The sequence below is a fragment of the Paucibacter sp. PLA-PC-4 genome (assembly GCF_026241155.1).
Lineage (GTDB): Bacteria > Pseudomonadota > Gammaproteobacteria > Burkholderiales > Burkholderiaceae_C > Roseateles_E.
Genome location: NZ_JAPFGP010000002.1, coordinates 1 through 15,884, shown reverse-complemented (window position 1 = coordinate 15,884; position 15,884 = coordinate 1). Strand labels below are relative to the sequence as shown.

The 15,884-nt window shown below is 69.1% G+C and carries 16 protein-coding genes; 10 read left to right on the top strand and 6 right to left on the bottom strand.

What is annotated here, in order from left to right; translation table 11 throughout:
• The first annotated feature begins 11 nt into the window (after positions 1-11).
• The 3 genes from OOZ63_RS02965 to ureC are packed head-to-tail and all read left to right on the top strand — an operon-like array spanning position 12 to position 2,610.
• Complete coding sequence (locus OOZ63_RS02965) at positions 12-575, top strand: HupE/UreJ family protein (RefSeq protein ID WP_266003814.1); 564 nt, start codon at positions 12-14, stop codon at positions 573-575.
• Positions 572-883: an urease subunit beta gene (locus OOZ63_RS02960; protein WP_266003813.1), complete on the top strand. Its 312-nt coding sequence runs from the start codon at positions 572-574 to the stop codon at positions 881-883. The genes OOZ63_RS02965 and OOZ63_RS02960 overlap by 4 nt, the downstream gene beginning before the upstream one ends.
• The gene (ureC, locus tag OOZ63_RS02955; RefSeq protein ID WP_266003812.1) at positions 883-2,610 is read left to right on the top strand and encodes an urease subunit alpha; all 1,728 of its coding nucleotides are present in this window, start codon (positions 883-885) and stop codon (positions 2,608-2,610) included. The genes OOZ63_RS02960 and ureC overlap by 1 nt, the downstream gene beginning before the upstream one ends.
• On the opposite strand, the gene OOZ63_RS02950 is transcribed toward ureC, so the two are convergent.
• Both OOZ63_RS02950 and OOZ63_RS02945 read right to left on the bottom strand, forming a co-directional pair.
• The gene (locus tag OOZ63_RS02950; protein ID WP_266003811.1) at positions 2,555-3,487 is read right to left on the bottom strand and encodes a DMT family transporter; all 933 of its coding nucleotides are present in this window, start codon (positions 3,485-3,487) and stop codon (positions 2,555-2,557) included. The two genes, ureC and OOZ63_RS02950, sit on opposite strands and share 56 nt — an antisense overlap.
• A gap of 68 nt (positions 3,488-3,555) precedes the next feature.
• A complete protein-coding gene (locus OOZ63_RS02945) occupies positions 3,556-4,389 on the bottom strand; it encodes an AraC family transcriptional regulator (RefSeq protein WP_266003810.1) in 834 nt (277 codons plus the stop codon).
• 133 nt (positions 4,390-4,522) lie between these two features.
• On the opposite strand from OOZ63_RS02945, the gene OOZ63_RS02940 reads away from it, so the two are divergent.
• From OOZ63_RS02940 to OOZ63_RS02925, 4 genes are read left to right on the top strand one after another with little or no spacing between them, the layout of a single operon-like run.
• Complete coding sequence (locus tag OOZ63_RS02940) at positions 4,523-5,836, top strand: hypothetical protein (protein ID WP_266003809.1); 1,314 nt, start codon at positions 4,523-4,525, stop codon at positions 5,834-5,836.
• Positions 5,837-5,858: 22 nt separating this feature from the next.
• Positions 5,859-6,455: an urease accessory protein UreE gene (ureE, locus tag OOZ63_RS02935; protein ID WP_266003808.1), complete on the top strand. Its 597-nt coding sequence runs from the start codon at positions 5,859-5,861 to the stop codon at positions 6,453-6,455.
• Positions 6,456-6,460: 5 nt separating this feature from the next.
• Positions 6,461-7,183 carry an urease accessory protein UreF gene (locus OOZ63_RS02930; protein WP_266003807.1) on the top strand — a complete coding sequence of 241 codons (723 nt, stop codon included), beginning with the start codon at positions 6,461-6,463 and terminating at the stop codon, positions 7,181-7,183.
• Positions 7,183-10,170 carry a sensor histidine kinase gene (locus OOZ63_RS02925; protein ID WP_266003806.1) on the top strand — a complete coding sequence of 996 codons (2,988 nt, stop codon included), beginning with the start codon at positions 7,183-7,185 and terminating at the stop codon, positions 10,168-10,170. The genes OOZ63_RS02930 and OOZ63_RS02925 overlap by 1 nt, the downstream gene beginning before the upstream one ends.
• 306 nt (positions 10,171-10,476) lie before the next feature.
• Here the strand turns inward: OOZ63_RS02925 and OOZ63_RS02920 are convergent, their stop codons facing one another.
• Both OOZ63_RS02920 and OOZ63_RS02915 read right to left on the bottom strand, forming a co-directional pair.
• The gene (locus OOZ63_RS02920) at positions 10,477-10,695 is read right to left on the bottom strand and encodes a hypothetical protein (protein ID WP_266003805.1); all 219 of its coding nucleotides are present in this window, start codon (positions 10,693-10,695) and stop codon (positions 10,477-10,479) included.
• A gap of 10 nt (positions 10,696-10,705) precedes the next feature.
• Complete coding sequence (locus OOZ63_RS02915) at positions 10,706-11,308, bottom strand: sigma-70 family RNA polymerase sigma factor (protein WP_266003804.1); 603 nt, start codon at positions 11,306-11,308, stop codon at positions 10,706-10,708.
• Between the two features lie 188 nt (positions 11,309-11,496).
• Here OOZ63_RS02915 and OOZ63_RS02910 point away from each other — a divergent pair, with 188 nt between their 5' ends.
• The 3 genes from OOZ63_RS02910 to ubiG are packed head-to-tail and all read left to right on the top strand — an operon-like array spanning position 11,497 to position 14,026.
• Positions 11,497-12,663, top strand: coding sequence for an NAD(P)/FAD-dependent oxidoreductase (locus OOZ63_RS02910; protein WP_323055719.1), 1,167 nt, complete (start codon positions 11,497-11,499; stop codon positions 12,661-12,663).
• A gap of 31 nt (positions 12,664-12,694) precedes the next feature.
• A complete protein-coding gene (locus OOZ63_RS02905; protein WP_266003803.1) occupies positions 12,695-13,267 on the top strand; it encodes a demethoxyubiquinone hydroxylase family protein in 573 nt (190 codons plus the stop codon).
• Between the two features lie 3 nt (positions 13,268-13,270).
• Positions 13,271-14,026: a bifunctional 2-polyprenyl-6-hydroxyphenol methylase/3-demethylubiquinol 3-O-methyltransferase UbiG gene (gene ubiG / locus OOZ63_RS02900; RefSeq protein ID WP_266003801.1), complete on the top strand. Its 756-nt coding sequence runs from the start codon at positions 13,271-13,273 to the stop codon at positions 14,024-14,026.
• Between the two features lie 40 nt (positions 14,027-14,066).
• On the opposite strand, the gene argJ is transcribed toward ubiG, so the two are convergent.
• Positions 14,067-15,296 (bottom strand): bifunctional glutamate N-acetyltransferase/amino-acid acetyltransferase ArgJ, encoded by a 1,230-nt coding sequence (gene argJ, locus OOZ63_RS02895; RefSeq protein ID WP_266003800.1) that lies wholly within the window; start codon positions 15,294-15,296, stop codon positions 14,067-14,069.
• A gap of 142 nt (positions 15,297-15,438) precedes the next feature.
• Positions 15,439-15,884 (bottom strand): group II intron maturase-specific domain-containing protein (locus OOZ63_RS02890; protein WP_323055718.1); only part of this gene is annotated, 446 nt, incomplete at its 5' end.

Here is a 15,884-nt window from a genome sequence, read left to right as displayed (position 1 = left end):
GACGCACCAAGATGAATAGCAAGCAAGTCCTGACCCTCACCGCGGGCCTCGCCCTCAGCGGCCTGGCCTTCGCCCATGTGGGCCATCACGATATCGGCCACCACGGCTTCGCCGAGGGCTTCAGCCATCCCTTCACCGGCCTGGACCATCTGGCCGCGATGCTGGCCGTTGGCATATGGAGCGCCGGCACGCCGCGCCGCCAATGGCTGGCGCCGCTGGTTTTTACACTGATGCTGCTGGCCGGTGCGCTGCTGGCGCAGAGCGGCCTGCACTTCCCCGCCATCGAGCCGATGATCGCCGGCTCCTTGCTGGTGGTCGGTGCCTTGCTGATGTCGCCGAAACAGCTGCCGGTCGCTGCGGCCGCCTTGGCGATGGGCGGCTTCGCCCTCTTCCATGGTGCGGCCCATGGCGAGGAGCTGAGCGGCACCAGCGCGCTGGCCGGCATGGTGATCGGCACGGCCCTGCTGCATGGCCTGGGCATTGGGCTGGGGTCGGCATTGCGCCGCAGCTCGGTGTGGCTGCCGCGCTTGTCGGGTGCAGCAGTGGCGCTGTTCGGCATGGGGCTTTTGACATGAGCCCGGGCGAGTTGCTGATCGATGACGAACAGGCGGTGCACATACTGAACCCCGGCCGGCGCACGCTGGCCCTGGTGGTCGAGAACGCTGGCGACCGGCCGATCCAGGTCGGCTCGCATTACCACTTTGCCGAGACCAATGCCGCGCTGCGCTTTGACCGCGCCGCCGCGCACGGCATGCGGCTGAACATCGCTTCCGGCACCGCCGTGCGTTTCGAGCCCGGCCAGCAGCGCAGCATCGAGCTGGTCGACTACGCCGGTGACCGCCAGGTCTGGGGCTTTCGCGGCCTCGTTCAAGGAAGCTTGTAATGGCAACCATCGGCCGCAGAGCCTACGCCGAAATGTTCGGCCCCACCGTCGGCGACCGGGTCCGCCTGGCCGACACGGCGCTGATCATCGAGGTCGAACAAGACCTGACCCTAGGCGCCGGTGGCTACGGTGAGGAGGTCAAATTCGGCGGCGGCAAGACCATACGCGACGGCATGGGCCAGTCGCAGCGCGCCAACGGCCCTGGCCCCGGCGACGCAATGGACTGCGTGGTCACCAATGCGCTGATCGTCGACCACTGGGGCATCATCAAGGCCGATATCGGCCTCCGCGGCAACCGGATTGCCGCCATCGGCAAGGCAGGCAACCCGGATGTGCAGCCGGGCGTCGATATCGTGATCGGCCCGGGCACCGAGATCATCGCGGCCGAGGGCATGATCGTCACCGCCGGCGCGGTCGACACCCATATCCACTTCATCTGCCCGCAGCAGGTCGAGGAGGCGCTGATGAGCGGCGTCACGACCATGATGGGTGGCGGCACCGGCCCGGCCACCGGCACGCTGGCGACCACCTGCACGCCCGGGCCGGAAAACCTCAGGCGCATGCTGCTGGCGGCCGATGCCTTCCCTATGAATCTCGGCTTTCTCGGCAAAGGCAATGCCAGCCGGCCCGAAGCGCTGCGCCAGCAGATCGAGGCCGGCGCTATCGGCCTGAAGCTTCACGAGGACTGGGGCACGACGCCGGCCGCCATCGACTGCTGCCTGTCGGTGGCCGACGAGTTCGACGTGCAGGTCTCCATCCACAGCGACACGCTCAACGAGAGCGGCTTCGTCGAGGACACGATGGCCGCCACAAAGGGCCGCACGCTTTGCGCCTTCCACACCGAGGGCGCCGGCGGCGGCCATGCGCCGGACATCATGCGCGTGGTCGGCGAGAACAACTTCCTGCCCTCCTCCACCAATCCCACGATGCCCTACACCGTCAACACGGTGGACGAGCATCTGGACATGCTGATGGTCTGCCACCATCTGGATGCCAGCGTGGCCGAGGACCTGGCCTTTGCCGAGAGCCGCATCCGCCGCGAGACCATCGCGGCCGAGGACGTGCTGCACGACCTCGGTGCGATCTCGATGTTCTCGTCCGACAGCCAGGCCATGGGCCGGGTCGGCGAGATGGTGATGCGCTGCTGGCAGACCGCGCACAAGATGAAGATCCAGCGCGGCCCGCTGGCCGGTGACACGGAACGCAACGACAACACACGCGTCAAGCGCTATATCGCCAAGCTGACGATCAACCCGGCGCTGTCGCATGGCGCGGCGCATGAAGTCGGCTCGGTTGAAGTGGGCAAATGGGCCGATCTGGTGTTCTGGAGGCCGGCCTTCTTCGGCGTCAAGCCCAGCCTGATCGTCAAGGGCGGCTTTATCGCCGCAGCCGCGATGGGTGACCCGAACGCCAGCATCCCGACGCCACAGCCGGTGCACTACCGGCCGATGTTCGGCAGCTTCGGCGGTGCGGTCGCGCAGGGCTCGCTGACCTTTGTCTCGCAGAGCGCGCTGGACTCGGGCGTGGCAGCCGGCTACGGCTTGAAGAAGCACCTGAGCGCGGTGCGTGGCTGTCGAACCGTCAAGAAGACGGACATGGTGCACAACGCCTATCTGCCGACCATGCAGATCGACGCCCAGACCTATGAGGTGCGGGCCGACGGCCAACTGCTCATCTGCGAGCCGGCGCGCGAGCTGCCGATGGCGCAGCGCTACTTTCTGTTCTAGCGCCGCCGGTGCTGGCGAGTACGACCGCCGCCAGCACGCAGGCCAGGCCCGCCCATTGCCAGGGTTGCACGGTCTCGCCCAGCAGCAGCGCCGACAGCAGCAGGGCCGAGACCGGCAGCCAGGCCGTGGCCAGCGAGGCGCGGACGCCGCTGGTGCGCGCGCTGCCCGCATACCAGAGCACAAAGCCGCCGACCGTCGGCAGCCAGGCGTAGTAGGCAATGCCCATCAGCGCCGCCGGGCTCAGGCTCGAGGGCGTGCTGCGGGCCAGGTAGCAGGCCGGCAGCGCCGACAGCAGCAGGCCACCCGCGCACATCAGCGTCGACAGCAGCAGCGGCGGCAGCGGCTGGCGCAGCCGCTTGTTGCCGAGGATGAAGACCGCCTCGCAGGCAATCGCGGCCAGCACGGCGGCAATGCCCAGCAGCCGGGTCGGCTTGGCTGCGGCCGATTCGGGCGCCAGCGCCAGGGCCATCACGCCCAGCGTCGCCAGCGTGATCGCGCCCAGCAGGCGCAGCCCCGGTCGCTCGCCCAGCATCAGCACGGCCAGCAGCGCCGCCATCGCCGGCAGCGTGCCGGCCACCACGCCGGCATCGGCCGCGCTGGACCACATCACCCCCTGGATCAGCAGCACCGTGTAGCCGACGCTGCCGGCCGCCGCCTGCGCCAGCAAGAGCAGCGCGTCGTGGCGGGACAGGCGCGGCATCACGCAGCCGGAGCGCCAGGCCAGCCAGACGAACACCGGCAGCGCCATCGCGTGGCGCAGCGCGGTGGCCAGAAAGGGCTCGATGTCCGCGCCGATGATCTGGCTGACCGCCACCGTGCTGCCCACCAGCAGCATCGCCAGGCTGCACAGCAGCTGGCCCTTCAACACGTCCGACATGCGAGAACCCCATCAAAACAAGAAGAAGGCTCGCAGTCTGGCCACGCCGGGCGGCCCCGTCTTGAACGCTATTGCGGCCGCCAGGCCCCGGGCGTGAGGCCGAAGTGACGGGCAAACACCCGTGTCATATGGCTCTGGTCGGCAAAGCCGGCGGCCGCAGCGGCCTCGGCCAGCGCGCTGCCCGAGGCGATCATGCGGCGCGCCCGCTCGGCCCGCAGCTGCAGCAGCCAGGCATGGGGTGGCAGACCATGGACCGCCTCGAAGCGACGCAGCAGCTGGTATCTGCTCAGGCCCAGCGGCGCGGCCAGCTCGGCCAGGCTGGGCACCGGAGCGCCGGCATAGCCACCGGCATCGGCCAGGCGCTCGCGCACCGTCGCCATCTCGGCCGCCGCCTTCTCGGCAGGCTGCGGCACCGCCGTCGAATAGCGCTCCAGCAGCAGGCCCAGTACCCGCAGCAAGGCCTGCTCGCAGGCCAGGGCGGCCAGCGCGGTCGGCCCGGCCTGCCAGGCGTCGAGCCGCGCGAACAGCCGCGCCAGCACCAGCCGCAGGCGGGCATCGGTGATCACCGGCCGGGTCAGCTCGGCGGTGCCCGAGCCCGAAGCCGCGCCCATGGCCGCGAACACCTCCGGGTCCAGGTACAGCATGCGCCAGCGCCGCGAGTCGCTGCCCAGCGGGCGGCCGTCATGCACCTCACCGGGGTTGCTGGTGATCAGCTCGCCGGCAAAGGCGTCGACACTGCCGCGCCCGCTGGCCGAGCGCTGCGCGCCCTGCAGCAGCTGGCCCAGGCCGTAGCTGTCGTGCCAATGGCGGCCGAAATGGCGGCCGCTGTCGAGCAGGCTGCCGTACACGCCGGACCAGGGCGTGGCCAGGACGCGGGATCGGTGTGCGGGCGACGAGGCCATGGCCGGCATTGTGCCCAAGCCGGCCGGCGCCGGTTTGGGCCGTTTTTCCGGGCCAAGTCGCCCGAACACGGGGCCGGATTTGAGGCACCATGCGCGGGCGGCAGCTTGCCGTGGCAAAGCTCGGAAAGGGCCCATGGATCGATTGGCCGAGCAAGTCGTGGCCTGGCATAACCGCCACCCGCTTGCCAAAAAGATCAGCATTTACGACGTCCACACCATAGGCGTGGTGGCCCTGCCCTTTATGCGCAGCGGCCGCCCGGGCGCGGCTGCAGAACCTATCGAGCCGGTGCTGGGCGAGGAGCTCACCGAACCGGCTGCCACGCCGCAGGCCGCCGCGCCAGCGGCCGGCAAGCCTTGGTGGCAAGCCCTGACCCCGCTACTGGCCCGCCTGGGCCTGGCGCGCGGCGCCGACGCGGCGTGGCCGCTGTTCAGCGAGCGCTTCATCTACAACTTGTCACCGCGCCGTGTGGCCGCTTTCGCGCTGCGCCATGGCCACACCAACCCGCCCGGCGAGCCCGACTGGCCGCAGCGCGAGGTCGGAATCGACGAGCGCCTGATGGCCCGCGGTGCGGCCCAGGCCGGCGGTGCTTGGCCTTACGAGCTCTATCTGATGAGCGCCGGCATCGACGCCGGCGCCTCGCGGACCCGGGTGCTACTTGCACGCGGCGCCGGCGGTCGCATGGAGGTTCTGGGCCGGCGCTGCCTGAACCCACTGCCGCTGGCCGTGCTGGCTTTGTTGCTACTGGCCGCCCTCGGCCTGGGTGCCTGGTGGCAGCTGGGCAGAGGGCCGGGGGCAGACGCGACAGCACCGGCGGCCTCGGCGGCCTCGGCGGCACCGGCGGCCTTGGCGACCAGTGCTGTGTTAACCCCGGCCTCCGCCCCAGTCCCCACACCTATCTCCACACCGGTTTCTGCCCCGGCCTCCGCAGCGGTCGAACCCGCCGCTCCGACGGCCGCATCAGCCACTGCCGCCGAGCCGGGCGCGGCGCTGCCGGCCTCCGAGGTCCAGCCCGCCGCTTCGGCGCCGGATATCCGCCCGCGCCTGGTGCCGCCGCCGCGTCCCCGCCCGGCCGCGCCCAGCGTGGCACCGGCACCGGCACCGGCAGCGGCTACCGCCTCCGACGTGCTGTCCCGCGAGCTGAACCGCCGCCCCGATCCGCCCCAGGCCCTGCCCCGCGGCGAACCCAGGCCCATGCCAGTGGGCAGGCAGGTAGCCCTCGTCGGACCGGCGCAGGCCACCAAGGCCGAGGCCGAGACGCAGCTGGAGCGCATGCGTGCGATGCTGGGCCAGACCGTGCGAGAGCCCGACAGCTTGCAGGCCCAGGTATTCCAGACCCATGAGGGTTGGCGCGCCGCGATCTGGCCTTTTGCAAGCCGCGAGCAGGCCCAGCTGATCAATGCCACGCTCATTGCGCGGGGCTTGAAAACCAGGGCCGTCGACTTCTAGTTTCTGCTCCAAAATGTCGGCCATGCTGACCGTCAACAAACTCATCGCCCGAGGCCAGGGCCTGGCCCAGGTCCTGCTCAAGCGCGCCGCCAGCGTGGAGCTGGACTGGGATGTGCGCCAGAAGAGCCGTTTCGACGCCACCGACAGCCAGGGCCGCCACCTTGGCGTGTTCCTGCCGCGCGGCACCGCCGTGCGCGGCGGCGATGTGCTGGTAGCCGAGGACGGCTCGCTCGTGCGCGTGATCGCAGCGCCGCAGGCAGTGCTCGAAGTTCGCACCTGCGCCGAGCATGGCAGCCCCTTTGACCTGCTGCGCGCCGCCTACCATCTGGGCAACCGCCATGTGCAGCTGGAGCTGCAGCCCGAGCGTCTGCTGCTGGAGCCCGACCATGTGCTGGCCGACATGCTGCGCCAGATGCACCTGGTCGTCAACGAGACCTACAGCGCCTTCGAGCCCGAGGCCGGCGCCTATGCGGCCGAAGGCCATGGCCATGCTCACCATGATCATGGCCATGCACATAGTCATGCCGCGCCCGCGCCGGCACGTGGCAAGCCGATCGGCATTGCGGTGGCGGCGGCCTCGCCCGCGCCGCATGTGCACGGCCCCGGCTGCAAGCACTGAGACCAATGCCGCGCGTTCGCCCGGCACCAGCGCCGCTCACCGCCAGCGCCTGGCTGCAGCTGATGCAGCTGGCCTCGCCTGCCCTGCCGGTGGGCGGCTTCAGCTACTCGGAAGGCCTGGAGTCGGCGGTCGAGTCCGGCCTGGTCACGAACGAGGCCACGGCCACGCGGTGGTTGCTGGACCAACTGCGCCTGGCCCTGGGCCGAGCCGACCTGCCGGCCTGCGCCAGCGCAATGCGGGCATGGCTCAGGCAAGATCTGGCACGGGTCAGCCAGCTCAACGACTGGCTGCTGCAGACCCGCGAGACCCAGGAGCTGCGCCTGCAGAGCGAGCAGATGGGACGCTCGCTGCTGGAGTGGTTGCGCAACAAGGGACTGGACGATACGCTGAGCCGAGCCCAGCTCGCTCATCTGGCCGCGCTGCAACCGGCGCCGAGCTGGCCCATCGCCTTCGCGCTAGCCGCCGCTCAAACGGGAGCGCCGCTGCGTGAGGCCATGCTAGCCCATGCCTTCGGCTGGGCCGAGAACATGATGGGCGCGGCGATCAAGGCCGTGCCGCTGGGCCAGAGCGCCGGCCAGCGCATGCTGCAGGCCTTGAGTACCGAGATCCCGGCCATCGTCGACGCCGCACTGAGCCTTCCCGACAGCCAGCGCCAGGCCTTCACGCCGATGCTGGCCATCTTGTCGGCCCAGCACGAGGCCCAGTACTCGCGGCTGTTCCGCTCCTGATGCGCGGGCTGGCCGCGCTGCTGCTGGTCGTTGCGGCCTGCCAGGGCGCAGCGGCCGAGGCCCTGCTGGAGCGCTTCTCGCACACCGCCTGGAGTGTCAACGAAGGGGCGCCGGCAGATGTCTGGACTCTGTCGCGCTCGCAGCGCGGCTACCTCTGGCTGGGTACCGGGCTGGGGCTTTACCGATTCGATGGGGTGCGCTTTGACCGCTACCCGCTGCGCGAGGGCGAGCGCCTGCGCTCGACCAACATCAATGCGCTGATCGAGCTGCCCAACGGCGACGTCTGGATCGGCCTGTATGCCGGCGGCACGGTGCGGCTGCGCGACGGCATCGCAAGCCCCCATGGCGAGTCGCAGGGCATGCCGCCGGGCCGGGTGCTGCGCTTTGCACAAACAGGCGATGGCACGCTATGGGCCGCTAGCAACGGCGGCCTGGCCCGCTACGAGCAGGGACGCTGGCAGACGGTCGGGGCGGACTGGGCCTACCCGGCGGCGGCGGCCTACTATGTGTTCGTCGACCGTCGCGGCACGCTGTGGGTTGCGGCGCCGGACACGGTGTGGTTCCTACCGGCCGGTGAGCGCCGGTTCCGCCGCAGCGCCGCCGTGGTCTCGCGCCACGCCGTGCTGGCCGAGGACCTGCAGGGGAGGATCTGGGTGTCGGACGCATTGCTGGGCACGCGCCCGCTGGGGACGGTGCCGGAGCAGCGCCGCCTCGCAGGCCCGGGGGTCGAGCCTGTAGTGCAGGCCAAGCAGCTGCTGTTCGCCGGCGACGGTAGTCTGTGGCTCACAGACGTGCGCGGCGGCGTGCTGCGACTGCCGGCGCCGCAGCGCATCGCGAGCGGCCAAGCCCTGGTGGCGGCCGATCTGCCGGAGCGCTTCACGCGTCAGCAAGGCCTTCCGGCCGATGTTGCTGTGCCCCTGGTCGAGGATGCCGAGGGTCAGGTCTGGGTCGGCACCAATTACGGCATCAGCGGCTTCAGGCAGCGGCGGCTGCGCGAGGTGCCGGAGCTGGCGCTCAAGCCCCATCATGGCTTCACCATCATGGCCCATGCCGACGGTGTACTGGCCACCAACTGGGACCAGCCGCTCTACCTGGCTCCGCCCGCACCGCCCCAGGTGCGCCCACGCCGGGCGCCAGTGCGGGCCGGCACGGCCGCGCCCGATGGGGCCTTGTGGGAGGTCGACACCGAAGGCATCTGGCGCAGCAGCGCCGACGGGCGCTGCCGCATCGAGCTGGGCGCCGCCCCCCGCGTGCTGGCGCTGGCGCCCGATGCCGACGGCGGCGCCTGGCTAGCCGTGGATGAAGCCGGCATCTTCCACGTCGACTGCGCCGGCGCGCGCCGCGTGCGCTCGGTCGAGCGTGGCAGCGCGCTGCCGACCGCTATCGCGACCGGCGCCGACGGCAGCGTCTGGTTCGGCTACGACGACGAGCTGTTGCGCCTGGCCGGCGGCCGCGTGAGCCGCTACACGGCGGCCGATGGCCTGCTGGTGGGCCGGGCCACGACGATAGCGCCGGCCCGCAGGGGAGGCGTATACCTGGCCGGCGAGGCCGGCTTCGCGCGCTTTGACGGCCAGCGCTTCGGGCTCGTCAGCGCCGCGCAGGACGAGGCCTTCGCCCATGTCACCGGCATCATCGAGATGCCCGATGGCGAGCTCTGGCTCAACGGTGGCCGCGGCCTGCTGCGGGTCGCTCCCGCCGATGTGGACGCGCTGTTCGCCGGGCCACAGGCCCGGCGCAACTACCGCCTGCTCGACTGGCGCGATGGCCTGCCCGGTGTGGCCCAGCAGGCCCAGCTGACGCCCACTGCGCTGCGCGATCGCGCCGGTCGCATCTGGGTGTCTACCAACCGCGGCGTGGCCTGGATAGACCCCGCCGATGTACCGCGCAATGAGCGGCCGCCGCCGGTCGAGATCCAGAGCCTGCGCGCCGGCGACCGGCTGCTGACGCCGCAGGCCGGCATGCGCCTGCCAGAGGGCACGCGCACGCTGGCGATCCGTTTTACGGCGCTGACCTTGGCGGTGTCGGACCGGGCCCGCTTTCGCTACCGGCTCGATGGCATTGATGGCGACTGGCAGGAGGCCGGCCACAGGCGCGAGGCGGTCTATGCCAATCTGGGACCAGGCCGCTACCGCTTCCGCGTCATCGCCGCCAATGCCGACGGAGTCTGGAACGCCGAGGGCGCGACGCTGGCCTTCGAGATTGCGCCGCACTTCTGGCAGAGCTCGGTGTTCCGGGTCGCCGCCGTGCTGGCCGCGCTGGCGCTGGCCTGGGGCCTGTACCTGCTGCGGGCCCGCGCGATCGCGACCCAGGTGCGGCTGCGGCTGGAAGAGCGCCATCGCGAGCGCGAGCGCATCTCGCGCGAGCTGCACGACACCTTGCTGCAGGGCTTCCAGGGGCTGATCCTGTCCTTCCATGCGGCCACGCAGCGTATCCAGGATCTCGAGCTGCGCCAGTGGATCGAACGCGCCATCGAGCGCGCCGAGGCCTCGATGATAGAGGGCCGAGAGCGCATGCACGAGCTGCGCCAGCTGCCCGAGCTCGGGTCCGCGCTGGAGGACGCGCTGGCGCTGGCGGGCGCGGCCCTGGTCGCCGAGGGCTGCGCCTTCCGTGTCAGCGTCAGCGGCGACCGGCGCCGACTCAGCCCGCTGCTGTGCGACGAGTTGCTGCTGATCGTGCGCGAAGCCTTGAGCAACGCGGCCCGCCATGCACGTGCCGGCAACGTCGAGGTGGCGCTGATCTTCGAGGACCAGGGCCTGCGTCTGCGCATCAGCGACGACGGCATCGGCATCGCCGCGCCCGTCCTTGAGCGCGGCTACCGTGAGGGGCATTACGGCCTGAGGACGATGCGCGAGCGCGCCCGGCGCCTGGGCGGCACGCTGGCGATCAGCGCGGGCCCGGCCGGCGGCACTCAGGTGGAAATCAGCCTGCCGGCGGCCCTGGTGTTTGCCGACAAAGGGCGCGGGGGGTGGCGGCTGTGGCGCCGGTGACCACGCCGGCGGGGCGCTTGAGCTTGGCGGCCACGGCCATAGCCGCTATCGTCGGTCGTTCTTAACCATCACAGCCAGCGCTCAAGCGTCTTATCAACGCCTCGCCTCCCGCAACTGCGGTCAGCTCAATGCCGTGTCGCCGGCGAGCCGGTGAGCGTCTGCATCTGCCACTGCCTGACCGGCGCCATCCCGGCCGGTACCAAGCCCGGCGCGGCCTCGATAATGGCATTGGGTCTGGCAGGTTTCAGGCTACTGTCGCACCGTCAAGCCGCCGCTCAGGAACGCCCCGCTGATCAGCCCCCGCAGCTACTCGTCGCGAGCCGCATCGAGCTGCGGGCGCAGCCTGGCGAGGATGCGCAAGGTGTAGCCGTCGTCAAGGCTTCGCACGCCTGCCAGGCTGTCTCGAATCAGCTGATGGATCGAGATCTCGTCGCGCAATGCGGCGTCGTCCTTCAAGCGCTCGAGCAGCGTGGTGAGCTCGGCGGCCGTCAAATCTCCGTCCAGCAGTCGTGAGGCTTCGTTCACTGCGTCTCTCCTACCAGCGCCGCTTGCGGCTTGGCGCCAACAGCGCTCGGGTACGGGTGGCGATCGCTTCGCGCGCCCGGTAAATATGGGATTTGATGGTGTTGACCGGCTGCCCGAGTGAGGCCGCGATGGTTTTGTAGTCGAGACCGTCGACCTCGCGCATCAGCAACGCACGACGTTGCATATCGGGCAGCCCGGCCAGCTGAGCGTCGATGTGCTCGAACAGCTGCTGTGCCATGGCTTCTTCCTCCGGGCTTGGCGCCAAGCCGAAGCGCGGGTCTTCCTCGTTCTCGTCCAGCGTCTGATGAGCTCGGGCATCCAGCCGGTTCTGCAGGCCGCGTAGATGACTTTTTGCGGCGTTGCGTGCAATCGTCAGCAACCAGGCGGCGAAATTGCCATCGGGCCTGAACTGCGGCAAGGCAAGGAAAGCACTCAAGAAAACCTCCTGCGTCAGTTCCTCGGTGATCCGGTCCTCGTTGACGAGGCGCCGGATCGTCGCGGCCACCCGCCGCTGATACTTGACCACCAGCAGCTCAAAAGCGATCGGCTCGCCCTGGTTCGCACGGGCGACCAGCGCCGCATCGATACCGTCGGCCAAGATCGCTTCGTTCAAGCGCGGCTCCAACTCTGCAGTCCAGCCCGGCGTGAAGCCGCGCAGCGGTCGATGCTGACCATACGCAGCAGTTGCTGCGAAGTTGCAGGGTGCGCGAGCATCTTTTTGCGTCGAAAAAATATCGGCACTGTCATGCAACTCTGTCGTCTGTCCGGCGTAAGAGAGGTTGAGAGCACAAAGGAATGTCCATGCAAGCGCAGAACATCCACACCGGCCGCAGTGTACAAAGCAATCGCGGCCTACCGCGTGTTGCCGTCATCGGAGGCGGGATCGCCGGCCTGAGTTGCGCCCGCGAGCTACATCGCCGAGGCTACGACCCCGTCGTCTTCGAGGCTAGCGACCGCCCTGGCGGACGTTGCAGCTCTCGCGCCACCCGGGTCGGATGGTTCGACGACGGTGCCCAAGTCATCCACAAGGTCGATCGCCTGGCCGGCTGCGCCTCGCAGCGGCCGGACGAGCTGGCCATCACCCACCCATGGACGGTGGCCGAAGCGCCCACCGACGAGGGCAGCCGAGGCTACCGCAGAGGCGAGGACAAAGACGAGAGCGATCTTGATGCGCGCCACACCCTGCGCCTGGTCGGTGCGGTCGGCGTGCCCTCAATGCTTGCGCTGGCTCATGCCGTGGCCGGCGAGGTGGAGCTTCGCCTGAGCATGTCGATAGGGCAGGCCTGGCGGCGCGGCGGCCGCTGGGTGCTGGCGGATGATGCCGGCGCTGACATCGATGAGGGCTTTCAGGCCCTGGTGCTCGCGATCCCGGCACCGGCTGCGCTGCCGCTCACCAGCGAATCGCCCATGCTCAACGCGGCGCTGCGCGCAGTGCGCTACGGCAACCGCTGGGTGCTGCTGCTGGGAACGGAGCGCTCGGTCGGGCTACCCGGCTATCGCGAATTCGAGGGCAGCCCGATAGAACGGATTGCCGCCATGCACAGCAAGCCCGGTCGCGGCCGCTGCCCGACGCAGCGCTGGTTTGTCGAGGCCGATGCCCGCTGGTCAGCGCTGCACGCCGACCATGATGCCGACACGGTGGCAGACCTGCTGCTGGAGAATTTCTGCGCCCATGCGCGGCGCCCGGTGCTCAGCAACTTCCTTTGCGCCCATCAATGGACTCAAGCATTTGTGGAAACGCCCGCGACTACCGCCCGGCGCACCGGCTATCTGTGGGATGGCCAGGCGCGACTCGGTATCTGCGGTGACAGCGTCGTGGTCAGCCAGGTCGACCGGGTTCACCGCAGCGGGCTGGCCTTGGCCGAGCACATGGTCGCAGCGCTGAGGTCCCGGAGCGAGCCCTGCTGCAGGGCGGTATATGGGCTCGCCCCCCGCCCGAACCACGCTGCACTCTCGACCCATGGATGAGGCGCAAAACAGTCCGAGCGCGAGAACGCAAGTGGCTGGACCCGTCGATGGCAAGACCAGATCCTGGCCGGCGTTCTTGGTCGCCGATTTGCGTACCGATCACGCCGGCGAAGCTGGCGCGGTGATGATCTACCGAGGCATGCTGGCTGTGTCGCGCGATGTCAACGTCAGACGCTTTGCGCGCATCCATCTCGCGGCCGAGCAGGGCCACTGCACCCAGATCGCGCTGCTACTGCCGCCTGCACAGCGCAGCCGCCTGCTGCCGCTGTGGCGCATCGCCGGCTGGCTGACCGGTGCACTGCCTGCCATGGTCGGGCCGCGGGCGGTGTATGCGACCGTCCAATCGGTCGAGACCTTTGTTGACCAGCACTACGCCGAGCAGTTGGCGGCGATAGACAGGCACGACCCTCAGCGCCAGGATTCGCCTCTGCAGCTGCTGCGCGCCGTGCTGCGCAGCTTCCGTGATGACGAGATCGAGCACCGCGAGGAGGCCGCAGAATTGCTGTCTGGCTGCGGCCGCCCGGCCGGCGCTGCACTGCGTCTGTGGACGCAACTCGTCGCCACCGGATCACGCCTGGCCGTGAAAGTCTCTCACCGAATTTGAAACATGACGAGCAAGCATCCCCCTATGGAACCGGCGACCACCGTTCGCGATGAAGAGGTCCGCCGCTTCAACCGTCTCGCAGCGACCTGGTGGAACAGCGCGGGCCCGATGCGCCCGCTGCATGTGATCAACGCTTTGCGGCTGGACTACGTGCTGGCGCAGATCAGCGCCTGCTTCGGGCGCCAGGCTGGCGACTTGAATGGGCTGCGCATGGCCGATATCGGCTGCGGCGCCGGTCTGATGTGCGAGCCGCTGGCTGCACGCGGCGCACAGGTTGTGGGCGTGGACGCGGCGGCCAACAATATCGCAGCGGCTCGCTTGCACGCGGCCGAAACAGGCCTGCGCATCGACTACCGCTGCGGGGAGCCTGGTGCCACGCTGGGCGAGAACGAGAGCTTTGATGTGCTGCTGCTGCTCGAAGTGGTCGAGCATGTGGACCAGGTCCCGGCCTTCGTGCGCGACGCCATCAGCCATCTCAGACCCGGCGGCCTGCTGCTGGTCTCGACAATCAATCGCACGCCGAGCAGCTTCCTGAACGCCATCGTCGGCGCCGAGTATGTGCTGCGCATCCTGCCGCGCGGCACCCACAGCTGGCGCCAGTTCGTCCGCCCCGAAGAGTTGCAGGCGATCGCCCAGGACTGCGGCTTGCTGCGGCAAGACTTGCGAGGCATGAGCTACCTACCGGTCGTCCACCGTGCCCGGTGGAGCAAGAGACTGTCCGTCAACTACATCGCCTGCTACAGAAAGCCTGGCGCCTGACGCAGACAACCATCCGGTGCGCCGGGTAGCCGTCTGCGGCTCAGCTTCGGTAATCGGCGTTGATGCTGACGTAGTCGTGGCTCAGATCGCAGGTCCAGACCGTGGTCTGGGCCGCTCCGCGATTCAGGTTCACGCGCACCGTGATCTCGCTTTGCTTCATGACGCGCTGGCCGTCTTCCTCGCGGTACTCGTGGTGGCGACCGCCCTTGGTCACCACGTGCACATCGTCCAAATGCATCTCGATCAGGGTCTGGTCCAGATCGGCGATGCCGGCATAGCCAACAGCCGCCAGGATGCGGCCTAGGTTCGGATCGCTGGCGAAGAAGGCGGTCTTGACCAGCGGCGAATGGGCGATGGCATAGGCGGCCAGCTTGCACTCGGCCTCGTCGCGGCCACCCTCGATGACGACGCTGATGAACTTGGTTGCGCCCTCGCCGTCGCGCACGATGGCCTGGGCCAGTTCCTGAGAGACGGCGATCACCGCCGCGCGCAAGACCTGACCCTCTGGACTGCTCAGCGACTCGATGCGGGCGTGAGCGGCCTTATGGGTGGCGATCAGCACAAAACTGTCATTGGTCGAGGTGTCGCCGTCGATGGTGATGCGATTGAAGCTGGCATCGGCCGCCTCGGTCACCAGGGTTTGCAGCAGCTCGGGCTGGATATTGGCATCGGTGGCCACATAGCCCAGCATGGTCGCCATATTCGGGCGGATCATGCCGGCGCCCTTGGAGATGCCGGTGATGGTGACGGTCTGCCCGCCGATCTGCACCTGTCGTGAGGCGGCCTTGGGCAGGGTATCGGTGGTCATGATGCCGGCGGCGGCTTCATCCCAAGCATCGGCGCGCAAGGCGGCCAGGGCTGCCGGCAGCCCGGCGATGATGCGATCGGCCGGCAAGGCTTCCATGATGACGCCGGTAGAGAACGGCAGGATCTGGCTCGCTCGTAAGCCCATCAGGCCGGCCAGCGCCGCGCAGGTTGATCGGGCACGGGCGAGGCCGTCCTCGCCCGTGCCGGCATTGGCATTGCCGGTGTTGACCAGGATGGCACGGATGCCCTGAGCTCCGTCCAGATGCTCGCGGCAGATCTGCACCGGCGCCGCGCAGAAGCGGTTCTTCGTGAACACGCCGGCCACCGACGAACCCTCATCCAGCGCGATCACGCTCAAATCACGGCGGTTGGCCTTGCGCACGCCGGCCATGGTCACGCCAAGGCGTACGCCGGGCACAGGGTAAAGAGAGGCAGGGTCGGGGGCGTTCAGGTTGACGGGCATGGCGGTCTCGCGGGCAAGAAGGGACGGGTGGCGCGGATTGTAGGGAGAGATTGAATCGGGATAGGGGGGAGTCATTATCGACTCCACCCCTCCCACACCACCGGGCATGCGGGTCCGCACCGGGCGGTTCGAGAGCTTGAGGTCATGAGAGGCGAGGTAATCCGAGGCGGTCGAACCAAGCCACCGTGAGCACGTTGTTGAGCGACTTCGCACTATTACGCCACCAGCGGCGGCTATTCCCGGCCACGCGCTTGGCAATTGCAGGTCTGGCGCCCAACGCCAGCAACTCGCGGTAAATGGTCGCCCCCTGTTGCCATTGTTTGAGCTGGATCGCCCTCAACCGGTGCCGCAGCCACTTGTCCAGCTCGCGCCAGACGTTGGGCGTTTGCGCCATCCGGAAGTAGCCCTTCCAGCCCAGCAGGTAGGGCCGCAGCCCTTGCACCACCTGTTCCATGCTGCGCCCGCCGGACCGCCGTGTGAGTTGCCGGGTGCGAGCCTTGAAGTCGTTCAGGGCCTTAGCGGCCACCGCACACTTCACCTCCCGCCCCTTCGCCACCCACAGTTCGTACCCCAGGAACTTGCGCCCGA